Source organism: Rhodococcus koreensis (genome assembly GCF_017068375.1).
GTDB lineage: Bacteria > Actinomycetota > Actinomycetes > Mycobacteriales > Mycobacteriaceae > Rhodococcus_F > Rhodococcus_F koreensis.
The window spans coordinates 8,875,909-8,890,969 of sequence record NZ_CP070609.1 but is presented as its reverse complement, the minus strand read 5'-3'; the positions used below and the strand labels follow the sequence as shown (position 1 = coordinate 8,890,969).

Annotated in this window: 13 protein-coding genes and 2 pseudogenes; 3 read left to right on the top strand and 12 right to left on the bottom strand. The window is 68.8% G+C overall.

Features of this window, described 5'->3' with window-relative positions; all coding sequences use genetic code 11:
• Nucleotides 1-19 precede the first annotated feature (19 nt).
• Both JWS14_RS40530 and JWS14_RS40525 read left to right on the top strand, forming a co-directional pair.
• Nucleotides 20-1,693, top strand: a complete 1,674-nt coding sequence (locus tag JWS14_RS40530) for a helix-turn-helix transcriptional regulator (protein WP_206015802.1) — start codon at nt 20-22, stop codon at nt 1,691-1,693.
• Between the two features lie 73 nt (nt 1,694-1,766).
• Nucleotides 1,767-2,582: a class I SAM-dependent methyltransferase gene (locus tag JWS14_RS40525; RefSeq protein WP_206015801.1), complete on the top strand. Its 816-nt coding sequence runs from the start codon at nt 1,767-1,769 to the stop codon at nt 2,580-2,582.
• A 1,301-nt stretch (nt 2,583-3,883) separates the two neighbouring features.
• Here JWS14_RS40525 and JWS14_RS40520 read toward each other — a convergent pair.
• Nucleotides 3,884-5,308: an amidase gene (locus JWS14_RS40520; RefSeq protein ID WP_206015800.1), complete on the bottom strand. Its 1,425-nt coding sequence runs from the start codon at nt 5,306-5,308 to the stop codon at nt 3,884-3,886.
• Between the two features lie 259 nt (nt 5,309-5,567).
• Here JWS14_RS40520 and JWS14_RS40515 point away from each other — a divergent pair.
• Nucleotides 5,568-6,122, top strand: a pseudogene (locus JWS14_RS40515) (ABC transporter permease); the annotation flags it as partial.
• Here the strand turns inward: JWS14_RS40515 and JWS14_RS40510 are convergent.
• The 11 genes and pseudogenes from JWS14_RS40510 to JWS14_RS40455 form a co-directional block, all read right to left on the bottom strand.
• Nucleotides 6,109-6,417, bottom strand: coding sequence for a hypothetical protein (locus tag JWS14_RS40510; RefSeq protein WP_206015799.1), 309 nt, complete (start codon nt 6,415-6,417; stop codon nt 6,109-6,111). The pseudogene JWS14_RS40515 and the gene JWS14_RS40510 overlap by 14 nt on opposite strands.
• A 35-nt stretch (nt 6,418-6,452) precedes the next feature.
• Nucleotides 6,453-6,863: pseudogene (locus JWS14_RS50565) on the bottom strand (transposase domain-containing protein).
• Between the two features lie 335 nt (nt 6,864-7,198).
• Complete coding sequence (locus JWS14_RS40495; RefSeq protein WP_206015796.1) at nt 7,199-7,423, bottom strand: hypothetical protein; 225 nt, start codon at nt 7,421-7,423, stop codon at nt 7,199-7,201.
• Entirely contained in the window at nt 7,420-8,613 is a 1,194-nt protein-coding gene (locus tag JWS14_RS40490) for an acyl-CoA dehydrogenase family protein (RefSeq protein WP_206015795.1), read from the bottom strand. Before JWS14_RS40490 ends, JWS14_RS40495 begins: the two co-directional genes overlap by 4 nt.
• Nucleotides 8,610-9,143, bottom strand: a complete 534-nt coding sequence (locus JWS14_RS40485) for a flavin reductase family protein (protein ID WP_206015794.1) — start codon at nt 9,141-9,143, stop codon at nt 8,610-8,612. The genes JWS14_RS40490 and JWS14_RS40485 overlap by 4 nt, the downstream gene beginning before the upstream one ends.
• 2 nt (nt 9,144-9,145) lie before the next feature.
• Nucleotides 9,146-10,492 (bottom strand): FAD-binding oxidoreductase, encoded by a 1,347-nt coding sequence (locus JWS14_RS40480; RefSeq protein ID WP_206015793.1) that lies wholly within the window; start codon nt 10,490-10,492, stop codon nt 9,146-9,148.
• Nucleotides 10,489-10,812 (bottom strand): avidin-fold protein, encoded by a 324-nt coding sequence (locus JWS14_RS40475; protein ID WP_206015792.1) that lies wholly within the window; start codon nt 10,810-10,812, stop codon nt 10,489-10,491. Before JWS14_RS40475 ends, JWS14_RS40480 begins: the two co-directional genes overlap by 4 nt.
• Nucleotides 10,809-12,107 carry an ATP-grasp domain-containing protein gene (locus tag JWS14_RS40470; protein ID WP_206015791.1) on the bottom strand — a complete coding sequence of 433 codons (1,299 nt, stop codon included), beginning with the start codon at nt 12,105-12,107 and terminating at the stop codon, nt 10,809-10,811. Before JWS14_RS40470 ends, JWS14_RS40475 begins: the two co-directional genes overlap by 4 nt.
• Entirely contained in the window at nt 12,104-13,174 is a 1,071-nt protein-coding gene (locus tag JWS14_RS40465) for an NAD(P)/FAD-dependent oxidoreductase (protein WP_206015790.1), read from the bottom strand. The genes JWS14_RS40470 and JWS14_RS40465 overlap by 4 nt, the downstream gene beginning before the upstream one ends.
• Before the next feature lies 1 nt (nt 13,175).
• On the bottom strand, nt 13,176-14,693 hold the full coding sequence (locus tag JWS14_RS40460) for a class I tRNA ligase family protein (protein WP_206015789.1): 1,518 nt from the start codon (nt 14,691-14,693) through the stop codon (nt 13,176-13,178).
• A gap of 5 nt (nt 14,694-14,698) precedes the next feature.
• Nucleotides 14,699-15,040, bottom strand: coding sequence for a cupin domain-containing protein (locus JWS14_RS40455; RefSeq protein ID WP_206015788.1), 342 nt, complete (start codon nt 15,038-15,040; stop codon nt 14,699-14,701).
• Between the last annotated feature and the right edge of the window lie 21 nt (nt 15,041-15,061).

Here is a 15,061-nt window from a genome sequence, read left to right as displayed (position 1 = left end):
GAGCGGCAGAATGGTTGTGGTGACCAGCGAGGAGCTGCTCTCCCGCGCCCGCGCCGCCCTCGCCGAGGGGCGCTGGGGTGATGCGCGGGCCGGGTTCGAGCAGGTGCTCGAGAACAGCGAGACGGCGGAGGCGTGTTTCGGGTTGGCGGTGTCGTTGTGGTGGTTGGGCGAAAACTACGACTGCGTCAACCGGTGTAACCGCGCCTACTCGCTGTTCCGCCGGTCGGGAGCCGTGGCGAGTTCGGCGCAGTGCGCGGTGTGGTTGGCCATCATCTACAAGGCGAACTTCGCCAACATCGCGGCGGCCAACGGCTGGATCGGTCGGGCCGAGCGGCTGTTGGCGGGGCTCGAGCCGGGCCCGTTACACGGCTGGGTGTGGGTGGCCCGCGCCTACCGGCTGCCCGACCTGGACGCCGCCGAAAACCTCGCGTCGCGGGCCCTCGATGTGGCGAGGTCGGCTGGGGATGTCGACCTCGAGCTCGTCGCGTTGTCACAGCTGGGGCTGGTTCGGGTGGGCAAGGGCGAGACCGCGGCCGGCTTCGCGTTGATCGACGAGGCGATGGCCGCCGCGCTGGCCGGTGAGCGCTCGACTCTGGACACGGTCGTCTACACCTGTTGCGACATGCTCAATGCCTGTGAGCTGGCCAGCGACATCGAGCGGGCTGCGCAGTGGTGCACGGTGGCCGACGATTTCGTGCGCACCTATGGCTGCCCGTTCCTGTACGCCGAGTGCCGCATCTACTATGGGAGCGTGCTGACCGCCAAGGGACGGTGGGACGACGCCGAGCGCGAGTTGGGTGCGGGGCTGCGGATCACCGACGGCGCCTGCCCGGGCCTGCACACCAGGGCGCTGACCCGTATGGCCAGGCTGCGGATCCGTCAGGGCCGCCTCGAGGAGGCCGAGCAACTGCTGGCCCATCTCGGCGAGGGCGTCGAGGCCCAAGCCGAAGAGGCGTTGTCGCTCGCGGCGCTGCTGCTGGCCCGAGGCGACGCGCCATCCGCCAGCCGCAACCTCGAACAACGGCTGCGTCACCTCGGGGAGCACCGCACGCATCTGGCGGCCGCCCTCGACCTGCTCGTCGACTCGCATCTGGCCACCGGAAACATCGAGGAGGGCGGTGCCGCCGCCCGGCGGCTGACCGACATCGCGTCATCGATGGACAGCGACCAGCTGGCGGCGACGGCCGCGGGCGCCGAGGGCCGCGTGGCGATGGCCCGCGGCGACGCCGAGACCGCCGCCGCCCACTTGGCGGCGGCGCTTGACACGTGGTCCCGCCTGGAGCTCCCCTTCGAGTCGGCTCGGACCCGCTTCGAGCTCGGTCGCGTGCTCGCAGGCAGCCAGCCCGACGTCGCCGTCGACCACGCCCGCCGCGCCCTCGCGGTATTCGAGGCGATCGGCGCCACCCTCGACACCGATCGGGTCGCGGCATTCCTCCGTTCCCTGGGGGTCAAGGCCCGGACCGGCGCCAAGGGGGTGGGGATGCTCACGGTGCGCGAGCAGGAGGTGTTGCGGCTCCTCGGGGCGGGATTGTCGAATCCGGAGATCGCCGACCGGCTCTATCTGAGCCGCAAGACCGCGTCCCACCACGTGAGCAGCATCCTGACCAAGCTCAACCTGCGCAACCGGGCCCAGGCCGCCGCCTACGCGGTCGGGGTGCTCGGCCCGCCGGACGGTAGGTCCGACCCGCGCTGATGGTCCTTGGTCGGGACACCGCATGGGGCAACTGCCCGATGCTCCCCGTCGCCCACGGCCGCACGATGGGGCCATGACCACCTCCAGCGAAGCGTCCGAGTCCTTCCAGATCCCCCTCGAAGCGACCGAGTTCTACGAGTCCGCGTTCGTCCCGGCGTTCTTCGCCCAGTGGGCGCCGATCCTCTGCGACGCTGCCGGCGTCGCGCCGGGCCAGCGGGTGCTCGACATCGGCTGCGGGACCGGGATCGTCGCCCGCACCGCCGCCGACCTGGTCGCACCCGACGGCACGATCGTCGGGGTGGACCTGAACGAGGCGATGCTGACCGTCGCCCGCCGGGTCGTCCGACCCGACATCGAATTCCGCCAGGGCAACGCCGATGCGCTCCCCCTCCCGGACCAGTCCTTCGACACGGTCCTGTGTCAGATGTCGCTCATGTTCTTCCCCGACCGACCCCAGGCTCTGCTGGAGATGGCCCGGGTCGTCACTCCTGGGGGAAGGGTCGCGGTCGCGGTCCCGGGCGCCCTCGACGCCCAGCCCGCCTTCGCACCCTTCGTCGATATGGCCGCCCGCCACGCCGGCCCCGAAGCCATGTCCCTGCTGAGTACCTACTTCGTGTGCGGCAACCTCGAGGAGCTCACCGGCCTGGTCGAGTCCGCCGGGCTGCAGGTCACGACCGCCCGCACCCATTCGGGCACCTACCGGGCCCCATCTGTCGACGCGTTCGTGACCACCGAAGTCGAGAGCACACCGCTGCTCGAACTAATCTCCGACGACGTGTACCGGCGCATCCGCGCCGACGCCCACGACGTTCTGGCACCGTTCACCACCCCCGACGGCAGCATCGCGGCGCCCTTCGAATGCAACATCGTGACGGCACGCCGGCCATGAGCGACGCCACCACCGCCACGATCCATCCCGCCCACCGCGGCTTCAGCGCGTAGCCACGCCAGATCCTCGGCCGGCGGCTCTACGCCGTGCTCGGCACCGAGAACGACGACGGGTCTCCCGCCATGTTCCTTCTCGACAACGGGCGAATCCTCATCGAGACATCAGCGGCGACCCCCGGCAAGGCCCGCAACGTCGCAGCCTGTCCGCACGGCTCGGTGCTCGTCCAGACCCCCCGACGCCGCGTGGGTATTCGGGTCCGGCCCGGCCACCATTGCGCGAGGCGCAGAGGCCAACGGCCTCAACGAGCGAATCCGTGCGAAATATCTCACGGACGACGGTCACCGAGCGTGCGGCGACCTGCTCTCCGAAATGGACGACATCACCCTCCTCTGCAGGACGTTTGGATCTAGACCTAGACAGGGAAGGAGTCAGCGAACGGCGGCCCATTCGTCGGCCGGGGCCACCAACGACCTTTGGTGTCAGCCCGGGCTCCTGCTGCCTGCGCGTAGCTGTGGAGCTGCTGCATCGGCCATTCCGTCACGTCGAGGAGGGCCACGAGTTGGTGCGTGGAGATTCCCTCGTTCGCTGCGACCGTGCGGGCGATGCGTGCCCTTGTGACGGCGCTGCTCAACGTCGTGTCATAGTGACCGCCCGGTGCGCAGTTCTGGGTGATTCTGCATTCTTCAGGGCTGCTCATCGTCTCGGTTCCGCTTCCTGCAACGTCCCGACGTGGGACTGATGGTGTCTCAAACCGCTTTTCGTAAGGCAATCGCTCGGCAAGCTCGAGTCGGCAGCTCCGACGCGGAGCACGCCTGGGGATTCACACTCTAGGAATCCGGCGTTCGCTCACCGTTCGCGTCGAAGTCCCGCCGGCGAACGGTCCCGCCCGATCCGAGTGATCGAGGTCTGCGCGTTCTCTGGGTATACCGACCACGGCGCCCTCAAACATCACTCCCGATACAGACTGGCTCGGGCCCGGATGGTCGTCGTATGCACCGTCAATGTGCAGACGATCGGTGACCCCGCTGGTGAGGAAGCCCGGCGGGCGGTGGCCGCGTGCGTTCCTCAAAGTCAGCCACCGCGTAGCTATGTGCCAGTCCGGCTCGTCTCTCGTTCGTTCGATATCTTCAGTCGGTCTCATCGCGTCTTCGATGTAGATCACTATGCTTCCAGCGATGGATGCTGCGTGGTGGACAGGTAACGGTCTGCGCGTCCATGACGCAGGCGGTGGGGCCGATGCAGGTGAAGCGAGCTCTCGATCAGGCCGGTGACGAGGTGTAGTTCACGTTGCTCGACGGTGGTTAAACGCTCTCGAACAGAGAGTCATGCCACCCGCGTCCGGGGTGGCGAGGCGCTGCCGGGGCGAGCCGCGGCCAGGGCTGGAGCTGCTCCAATTGGGCAGCGAGCGCCAGGACGGTGGTCTCGCCGCCCGGCGGGGCGGCGATCTGCACGGCCAGCGGGGTCCGGGTGTGCGGGTGGATGCCGACCGGGACGGTCACGGCGGGCCATCCCACCACATTCCACAGCGAGTTGTACGGTGCGAAGCGCATGCAGGCGATCGCGTTCGCGAGCCACGACCGTCGACTCCACTCCACCGCTGCGGGCGGCGGGTGCGCCAGCGCGGGAGTGACCACCACGTCGAAATGCTCGGCGAGGGCGCGCAGTCGTCGCTCGACCCGCACCACCGGGCCGGGCCGGACCAGACCGACTCTGTTCACCGCCCGCCCCACCGCGGCATGCCGCCGGGTCCTCGGCTGCAGCATCGCACGATCCAGAGTTTCCGCGTCCGCGGCAACACCGGCGAACCATCGCACCAGATCCGGTACCGAGGTGGCCGAGTACACCTGCGTCCCTTTCGCGGCGGTGGTGAGATGGCCGGCCGCGTCGAGGATCCGTGCCGTCTCCTCCACGCCACGTGCACAGTGCGTGTCGGTGCGCACCATCGGGTTGGGATGGCCGAGCACCACCGCGATCCGGGCACGGCCAGGATCGCGGATCTCCGCGAGCTCGGGGCGGCCGGCGAGCACGGACAGCATCAGCGCCGCGTCGGCCACCGTGGTCGTCAGCGGCCCGTTCTCCGCCATCGAGTGCATCGAATTTGCCCCGATCTCGGCCGGCACGAGGCCACGACCGGGTTTGAGGCCGACCAGGCCGCAGGCGGCGGCGGGGATGCGGATCGATCCCAGGCAGTCGGTGCCGTGCGAGATCGGGACCATGCCCGCGGCCACCGCGGCGGCCGCACCGCCCGAGGATCCACCCGCCGACAGACCGGGATTCCACGGGTTGCGAGTGACAAAACCCGGTGAATCGGTTGTGCCCCACACACAGAGTTCGGACACGGCCGTCAGCCCCACCGGCACGGCGCCGGCCGCGCGCAACCGCGCCACCACCGGGTGGTCGGTCGCCGACGGCTCGACGCTGGTGGCTGCGGAGCCGTCACGCAGCGGTGCGCCCACGAGCGCTACCTTGTCCTTGACCGCGACCGGCACCCCGGCCAGCGGCAACTTCGCCAGATCCGCTCGCGTGGCCAACGCCGTCGCCTCGGCGAGCGCCTCGTCGGCGCGCACGGACACGAAGGCGTTCAACACGGGATCGCGTTCCGCGATTCGGTTCAGAGCGTCGCTGACCGCGTCGACCGGCGCCAGAGCACCGGAACGCACCCGCACCGCGATCGCCGCCGCGGTGTTCTCGTGACCCGGGTCGACGGACCCCGTCACCCAGGTCATGCGGCCACCTCCTTTCCCAGGTCTGCGCGTATGACGATTTTCTGCGCGCACCGCGACAACGAACAGGCACCCCCGGGGTGCGATTTCTGCACCCCGGAATAATCGCCGGCAGCACTGGTCGATCCCGCTGGCCTACCCATGGCTTACGAAGGACGAGGAAGCCGACTTCGGTTTTAATACGGATGCTCTCGACACCGCCTGGGTCCAGCTAACCTGACAGACATGCGGGCGCCCCTCGGTCGGGGATCAGCTCGCCGCCCTGACCGTCCGGAACCTGCGCACCAGCGCCCGCGTCCCGCAGTTGCTGATGTTCTCGCTGACCATGCCGATGGCGATGCTGGTGCTGTTCAGTCAGGTGTTTCGCAGCGTCGCCGCCGGACCCGGTTTTCCGGCCGGGGTCAGCTATATCGTCTTCCTCACCCCGGCGATGCTCGCCGTCTCCACGGTGATGGCCGGCACCAACGCCGGAGTGTCCGCCGCGATCGATCACACCAACGGCCTGCATGACCGCTTCGCGGCCCTGCCGATGCGGGCGGGCCTACCCGGTATCGCTCGCACCATCAACGAGGCCGTGTTCACCCTCGCCCGGGCCGTATTGCTCGGGGTCGCCGCCGTGGCTTTGGGTTTCGAGTTCCACGGCAGTGCCGTCGATGCCGTCGCCGCGGTCGTGGTGCTGGTGGTGTTGGCGGGGGCGATGAGCGCGTTGTTCGGGCTGATCGGGGATCGGCTGCGGCGCCCGGACGTGGTCCAGTTCGCCGGAATGATGGTGATGATGCCGCTGATGTTCGTCTCGAGTGCGTTCACGCCGATCGAGTGGAGGGCTGCACTCGCCAGAGCAGGTCGGCTCCTGTGTCGGCGGCTTCGTGCCAGAACTCGCGCCCGAAGAACCCGCGGTCGGCAACGACCAGCATGCCCGGCTCGAAACTCGGCAGCAGGGGCCGGGCGAGTTCCCGCTCGTCGACCAGCACTCCACCGATGGGCGCGTCGACGACGGCGTGGGTGCCGCATTCACCGAGACCGACCACTTTGACCTTCGGGTACGGGGCGTCGAGCCCGTGGCTGTTGCCACGACCGCATGCGCTTTCCGTTCGCGGTGGTGCCGGGGACATCGAGTTGCACCCCGTCGATCGCCATCACCCGCAGCTCACCGAGCCACCCGCCGGTCGGGGCCGGGACCGACCAGTGGCAGGGCCACCCGCAGGTAGAGTTCGCGCAGCGGCCGCTCACCGAGCCGGGCGCGGGCCTGACACAACGCCGAGGAACTCGGGACCTGCCAGTCCTCGTCCCAGGACCGCAGAAACCGCAGTCTCTGCACCAACTTGCGCATCACCTCTTCGTAGGCGTCGTCGAAGAAACAATGTCATCGCCGACACGAAATAGACCACGACTCGGGCGGGGAGCAGCGTCGTCGGCGCTCGACGGCCCCGGTTTCCGTCAAGACTTCGTCGACGAGATCGCGGTGGACAATTCGGGTGAGCACGCCGAGACCGATACGATCGGTCAACCGGTCGTCGCCACCGCGTTCCTCACCTGAATCGTCGTCCGCCACAGGCATATAGGGTACGTGGATTACGTTGCTGCGCAATATCTCTAGAAGGCAATCTGAGGGCTGGAATTCCCGCCACCCATCACATCACCCTCGCTGGATCAACCCGCTCGGCACACTCCGGACATGAACCGCATCAACATCTTCCGCAGGCGCAACGACGTGACCAGCGGCGATGCCAAGGTAACGGCATTGCCACTCGATCCAGGGCGGTTCGCACCGCCGCCATCGACGAACTCTGCCAGCTGCTCAACGACACCCACACCGTCTACCCCGGCACCACCCTCACCCTGCGCTACGGCACCAAACCCCACCGGTGACCCTGCAACAATTCCTGCGCTATGTCAGGAGTCCTGGGGATTCGAGCGGTTGCCGCGGACGCTCCGCAGCATCGATCGGGCCCAGGCTACTGGTCGCCAGGTGCGGGTCAATCCCGTTGTCTCCTTCGCTATCTCGCGCGCGATGAGCGCGTCGAGCGTGTGTGGGACGTCGGCTCGCATCTGAACCGGCGGACGCCCGATCAGTTGAGCGGCGATGTACTGCTCGATGGCAATCCAGTCGGCGGTCACGAGGTAAGTCCCAGGCTCAGCTTGAAGCTCGGCGTGCCACCGATGAGATAGGCACCGGCCGACTGCAGGATCCGGTCTTGCGCCACGACGTGCTGGCACATGGTGGTGGTGTCCCGCAACCAACGATCCAGCGGCGACGGGCGGTAGATCGATGCGGTCTGGCGCAGGTCGTAGAGCCGAGTGACGATCGACCGGGCGGTCCGGAACGCATGCAGCCGCGAGAGCGGCAGTGCCGCGCGCTCGTGCGCGGTCAGGTCGTCGAGGGTGGCACCGGCGGACAGTACCTCCCACTGGCGCCGCATACTGCCGTACACCCCGTGCCGGGCGGCGTTGAGGTCCGCCTCGCATTCGGCCAGGGTCACCTGCAGGCGATAGTCGTCGGCTCGGGCGGCACTGCCGTCGAGCACGTGGTCCAGCGCCGCGCGGGCCACCCCGAGCGGCACCCCCGGCATGTTGCGCATGTGCACTTCGGGCTGGGCGAGCGGGCTCGGCCGACCGGGGACGGTGCCGAACTCGAGCGTGTGCTCCTCGGGAACGAACACGTCGGTGATCGTGTAGTCGCAACTGCCGCTGCCCGCCAGGCCCGTCGTGTGCCAGGTGTCGATGACCTCCACCTGCGAGCGGGGGACGATCATCAGACGTGAGTCGTGCGGGTCGCCCTCGGGGCTCGGCTCCGGGCGACCGTCACGGTAGATGAAGGCCCCGGACACCACCCAGTCCGAATGGGTTATCCCGCTGCCGAACTGCCAGCGTCCGGACAACCGGTACCCGCCGGGTACGCGCTCTGCCCGGCCGGTCGGGAACAGCAGTCCCGCGGTCGTCATGTCCAGAGTGGGAAACATCTTCCGTGCGACCGGCTCGGCGAGAAAGGACGCGTAGAGCCCGGAGTCGGAGCCGATCATCGCGCACCAGCCGGCGGAGGCGTCGCCGTAGGCGATCGCCTCGATGACCTCGGTTTGCTCGATCGAGGTCAGTTCGGGACCGCCGAAGTCGCGGGAGAATCCCATCCGGAACACTCCGGTGTTCCGTAGCATCTCGACGACGTCTGGGGGCAGCCGCCGGGCGCGCTCGATGTCGTCGGATCGCTCGCGCAGCCGGGGGGCGATGTCCCTGGCGCGGGCCAGGATCTCGCCGGCCGAGTGCACGTCTCGATCCTCGAGTTCGTTGATGGTGTCGTCGACGATGGTCATGTGAGATCTCCTTGTCGGGAATTCGGGTTGTCGAGAACGTGGAAGGCGCCGTGGAGGAAGACGAGGCGGGTGCCGTCCGGCCGGGTGCCGGCGGCGACCACCTCGCCGACGACCATGGTGTGGTCGCCGATGTCGTGGGCGGCCTGCAGGACACACTCCAGCCAGGCCGGTGCGTCGAGCACCAGGGCCCCGGTGTGCTCGCCGGCGGTGGCGCCCAATGCGCTCAGCGATGTGGTGCGGCTATCGCGCTCCTGTGCGAAACGCCGTGCCAGATAGCTGGCTCCGCCGTCGAGGATCGAGGCGGCCCACACCTTCGATTCGAGCAGGTCCGCGAGGAACCGGGACTCCCGGCCGAAGCACAGCGATACCAGCGGCGGGTTCAGCGACACGGAGGTCAGCGAGTTGACCGTGACTGCATCGTGTCGGCGTCCGCCGTCGGTGTCGGCGAAGGTGGTCGCGATGGCGATCCCGGTCGCGAAACCGCGCATCGTGCCGCGCAGGTCGCGTTCGGTGGCGCGTTGCCTCGACATGATCACACCGCCTGGCCGAAGTCGAACAGCCGGTCCGGGTCGTAGCGCCGCTTGATCTGCGCGAGCCGTGGATGGTTTGCGCCGTAGTACCCGGATCGCCAGTCCCGTAACGCCGGATCGGTGAAGTTCACATATGCTGCGTCGCCGGCGAATTCGCCCATCTCGGTGTGCAGGTCGTCGAGCCATTCGAGGTTGGCCGAAACGGTGTGCGGCGAGTCACCGGTGCTCCAGGAGGTGTCCATGGAGACCAGGAACAGCAGGTCTCGATGTGCGAATGCCGTGTCGGCGACCGGAACCCGGTTGATCTTGCCGCCCCAGGTGAAGAGAGCGACACCCGCACCGTCGGGGTTGGTGCTGCCGGGCCAGCGTTCGAGCGCCGCGAGGAAGCGTTCGACCCCGGCCTCCGGCAGGGGCTTCGGCGTGCCTCGGGTCCGCACCGCGAAGGGATCACCGGATGTCTCGTGGTGCAGGATCTCCTTGGCTTCCCAGTAGGAGCGGTCGGCGAGGTCGCAGCGCTCGGGCGTCGCGACGGTGAGCACCGGAGCCAACATCTCGCGCAACTCGTCGGCAGAGCCGAGATGCTGGCCGACCACGGACACGACGCCCTCGGACCCGGCGATCCGCGTCACGCCGATCCGTGCCGCGAACTCGTCCGGCGCGTCGTGCATGATCTCCTGCATCCGAACCACGACCTCTCTCGCGTCGTCCCATCGCCACCGGAGCAGGCAGGTCGCACTCGGGCGAGGAAGGCGTGCCTGGAATGTGAACGACGTATTCACGCCGAAGTTGCCGCCTCCCCCGCCGCGGCAGGCCCAGAACAGGTCGGCGTTCTCGCTCGCGTTGCACGTCAGGACGCGGCCGTCGGCCAGGACGATGTCGGTCTCCACCAGCGCGTCGCAGGTGAGGCCGAAGGCTCGCGAGACCGCCGAGACCCCGCCGCCGAGAACCAGACCGCCGATGCCGACTTCGTTGGAGTTGCCGAGCGGCACCGCGAGGTCGTAGCGCTCGAGTTCGGCGTACAGCTTGCCCATCCGGGTGCCGCCGCCGACCGTGACCAGCCCGCTCGATTCGTCGATCCGCACCTCGTCGAGTCCACGGAGGTCGAGCACCAGACCGGTGTTCACCGAGTTGCCGGCGTAGCTGTGCCCGCCGCCGCGGGCCACCAGCGGTACCTGCTCCTGACGCGACCAGTCGATCGCGCGCGCGATATCGGTGACCGTATCGGCCGACAGCACGGCGGCCGGCCGTACGCCGGCGTAGCGCTTGTTGAACGCGGCACTGGTCGACTCGAATTCGCGATCGCCGGGATATCGGACCACACCGCCGACGAGACTCTGCAGCCCCTTCACCGGATCTCCTCCAGATACGATATGCCGGTCGTGGCGCTCGCGCCGTAACGCTCCCACTCCTCGCGGAGCCGGATCCGTCCGCTCGCGTCTGGTTCGGGAGTGGACAGTGTGTAGCCGACCACGACCTCACCGCTGACGAGCACCATGGTGTAGGCCAGCCCCAGGATGCCCTCGCTGTCGCAGGTGCCGTTGACCGTGCCACGCCGCACATTCCCGCCGGAGAAGTCGGCCCACACCAGGTTGCCCTGCTGGTGGTACTGCGCGATCACACCGTCGTCGTCGGCGGGGTTGCAAAAGCGCCGTCCGTCGTAGTCGATCATTCGTCGACGTCCAGCAGTCCGGCCGGCAGCCCGAAGGTCGCGCCGGGAGCCGGTGGGCCGAGCGGGTCGCCGTCGACGCGGACGGCTGCGGCTGCGGCATCGAGCAATGTGTCGCATGTGGCGGCGTCGTCGGCCTGGCACACGACGAACGAATGGCGGGCGAGGTATCCGCCGGGCGGCAGGCGCAGTTCCGCGCGGGGCTCGACCATCGCGGCCGCGGTCACCAGCCCCGGCGCCTCGTGTGGTACCGCGACCGAGCGAACGGTGAGGTCACGCTCGGGGTAGCCGAACCGGATTCCGGCGACATCACTGCGCGTTGGTGTGACAACGGGTCGGCGGCCGAGGGCGACGTCGACGAGAACCTCACCCGGGTCGATGCCGGTCGCGATCTTGCCGAGGAACGGGATCAGGTCGCCGCCGAGGCGGCCGTTGATCTCGATGATCAGTGGTCCGCGCTGGGTGAGCCGCACCTCCGTGTGGGTGATGCCGTTCTCGATCCCGATCGCCAGGTGCGCCTTCGCGAGCGTTGCCATGAGGTCCTGGTCGTGCAGCAGCGGATCGGTGGCGTCCACGATGTGCCCGACCTCCTCGAAGTACGGCTCCATGCCGGTTCGTTTGCGCGCCAGATACATCGGAAGATATTCACCCTTGTGCACGGCGGCGTCGATGCTGATCTCGGGGCCGACGGCGAACTCCTCGACGATCGCGGTGCCGCGGAACGGTGCGTCGCCGATCTGGCTGGCGCCCGAGGCGATCCCGAATGCGGCATCGAGTTCGCCTCGGTCCGAGGCGAGGATGACGCCCATGCTGGCGCCGAGCGCCTGCGGCTTCACGACGACCGGGTAGCCGATCCGCTCGGCCGCCGTCCGCGCCTGCTCGACGGAGGTCGTGAGCTCGAATCCGGGCTGCACGAGGCCGGCCGCGGTGAGCACCGAGCGGGTGCGGTTCTTGTCCCGGCAGCCCCGCACGCCCGCGGCGCTCAGACCGGGCACGCCGAGCTCGTCGGCGATGTCGGCCGCCGGCTGGACCAGCGGCTCGTCCCAACACACGACGCCGACGACGCGCCGTTGCGCGGCGACCGCGCGCGCCGCGTCGGCGAGGACCGCGTGGTCGAAGACGTCGACGACGGTGATCTCGTCGAAGTACTCGTGCTGCCAGGTCGGCGTCAGGTTGTTGATCAGCACGAGGTCGAGCCCCGCTTCCCGGGCGCGCGCCGCAACCGACCGGACGAGATACTCGCGGTAGCGTCGCAATCCGCTGCCAATGGCGAGGATGGCATCGTTCTTGGTGTTCATCGGTGTTCCTTCTCGAGGGGTGGTCCGGCAGCGAGGTCCGCGCTCGCAACCTCGGCAATTCGGTCGGCGATCAACGGCGCGGTCCGGAAGCCGTCGCCGCCGGTAGCGGCCCGCGCCCACACCGCCGGACCGATCCGGTCGAGCGCGCCGCCGCCGGTGCGCGCGTCGACCGTGTAGTGGCAGTGTTTGACCGCCGCGATGGTGTACCGGTGCTGGTCGGTCAGGATGGGCTCGGCCAGAAGTCGAGCAGCCCACCACGAGTCGTCGGAGATGTCCACCTCCCGCACCTCCCGGCACACGGTGTCGGAGCTGATCTTCAGCAGCGTCCCCGCGCCCGGCGGAAGCAGCCACGCCTGCCCGCCGGCACCGATGCGTCCCGCGCTGGGAGCCCGCTCCCACCAGGACCGCGTGTCGGCGGGCGGGCGCAGGTACATCATCGTTTGGCGGTGCAGCGCGATCGGCCGGTCCACCAGGGTCGACGACCACGCCCCGGTGGCGATCAGGACGAGATCGCCGCCGAGAATCTCGCCGCCGGCCAACGTGAGTCGCGCCCGGTCGATGTCGACGCCCACGACTTCGCGCCCAGACCGCAGCGTCACGGCGGGGTGCGCGCGCAGCCATTCGGTGGCCGCGCGCAACACCCGGTCCGCCAGCAGGACGCCCGCCTCCGGTTCCCGCATCACGACATGCCCGTCCGGGACGACGATGTGCGGCACAGAGTTCGGATCGTGGAAGCGCACCGCGACGTTCGCGCGGTGCGCGGTGTCGAGCACCGCGTCGACCCGATCCTCGGGCCATGAGGTGACCACACCGACCCGGCGGTAGAGGCGCGCGCCCAGCAGCCTTTCCAACTCCCGCCAGCGACGCCGTGCGCGCACCCCGTCGCGGGTGCGCAGGGCGTCTGCGGGGTGCAACGCACGAAGCACCCTGTGCTGATCGAACGAGCCGGACGCCGGGTTCGGTATGGCGCCCCGGTCCACCACGATCACGCGGTGGCCGCCGCGGGCGCACTCGACGGCGGCGAGCAGCCCGGTCACACCGGCACCGGCAATGACGATGCGCGACACGTCACCCTCCCGCGGGCCGCAGCCGGGGCAAAAGCCTCGGCGTGATCTCGGTACGGTCGGCGACCGCGTGAATTTCCCTCTCCACCAACGCCTCCGAAGCCAGATCGATCAGAATCGGGGCCGCACACCGCAGCACGACGTCGACCTCGTGACAGAAGTCGCCGGGCGAGTATGCGGTCAACCGTTGCAGCCGGTCGAGCTGCTGAGTCAGCGTCTCCGCAACCCGGCTCACGCTGAACCGGGGCAACTCGTACGCCGCGGTGAAGCGCTCGACGATGCACGCGGCAGCTGCCCGGGCATGTTCCGAGACGCTGAGCGGTCCGTGTCCCACCCACGCCTCGACCCTCGCCGCCACCGCGTTCCACGGTTCCACCAGTCGTGCCCGCGTGACCGTGTCGAGTGCACCGCGGTCGAAGTTGGTTCGCTGATGCTCCGGGCTCGTCGAGGCGAGATAGAACCGGATGAGGTCGCGCGGTGCGGACCTCGCCAGATCCCGGCCCCAGACCGCGTGCCCGCGGCTCGTGGAGAACTTCTGGTAGTCGAGTTCGTAGAACTCGTTGGTGAGAAACTTCTTCGGCAACACGTACCGGTCCGAGAGGGCCAGCAGCATCGCGAGGCCGGAGATCGCGAACGGGAAGATGTTGTCGAATCCGAGGAAGTACACCACTTCGGATGCCGCTTCCGGCCGCCACAGCGCGTCCTCGGACGCCACCTCGATCCCGCGGTTCTCGGCGGCGAGCATCGAGCAGTACATCGCCCACGCCACCGGTTCCGCATTCGGGTTGATCACCTGGGCCGCCACCGCGCCTTGCGGTGCGGAGATGCCCCAGGAGACCGGGTAGGTGACCGGGAAGTTCGGCAGCGGCCGTGACAGCATCTCCTCGATCGCCTGTGCCATGTGCGGGCGCATCACCGTGCCGAGGCCGGCGAAGTGTTCGCGCAACCGGGCGCGGTATTGCTCCATCGGCAACACCAGCACCCACGCGTCCCGCAGCTCCAGCGGATCGTCCGAGGACAGCGTCGAACGCGGATCGACGAGTTCACCGGCTGCGATCGGATGACCGCAGCTCTCGCAGAGCCCCGCGCATCCGTCGGCGAGGCAGACCGGACATCCGCCGCGAACATGACCGTCCACCAGGTACTGTCGTGTGCGTGGCGAGAAGGGTAGCTTCACCGATTCCAGCCGCAGCGCACCAGCCTTCCAGAGGTCTCCGACGATCCGCGTGACGAACGAGGTGAAGCGCTCCTCGTCGCGGGTGAACGCGTCGACCGCGATGCCGAGCGAGGCGAGGGTCGACTGGATCTCCTTGGCCGACCGGTCGGCCAGCTCCCGCGGTGTCGTACCCAGCCGCGCGGCGGTGGTGACCACGTAGGTCGGCGTGTCCTGTACGCCCGTACCGAACAGCACCTCACGCCCGGCGGCGCGGGCATATCGCGTGTAGACGTCGGCGGCCAGAAACGGTCCGGCGATGTGGCCGAGATGCAGATCGCCGTTGGCCGTCGGCGCCGGCGAGATCACGATGGTCAGCGCGTTAATTTCGGGGCCTCCTCATGGTGTCGTGCCACGAATCTCGCCGACATGTCGACGTCCCACCAGATGCCGTAGTACTCGAAGTCGTCGGCTTCGTCGTTCACGACGTTGTGCATGCTTCCCGGCGGAAGATGCGCGATGTCGCCGGCAACGAACTCGCGCCGTGCGCCGTCCACCACCAGCGCCGCGCGACCGCTCATCGCGATGAAGATCTCGTTTCCGTGGTGTGCGTGCGGATCCGACGCCTCGCCGGGCCGCAGCACGCACCACGCGCCTTCGAACGGTGCATTCAGCGCCGGCCAAGGCAGCAGCCGCTCGGAATCCAGGCCGTACACCCTCGTCAAGTTCGCTCGGTC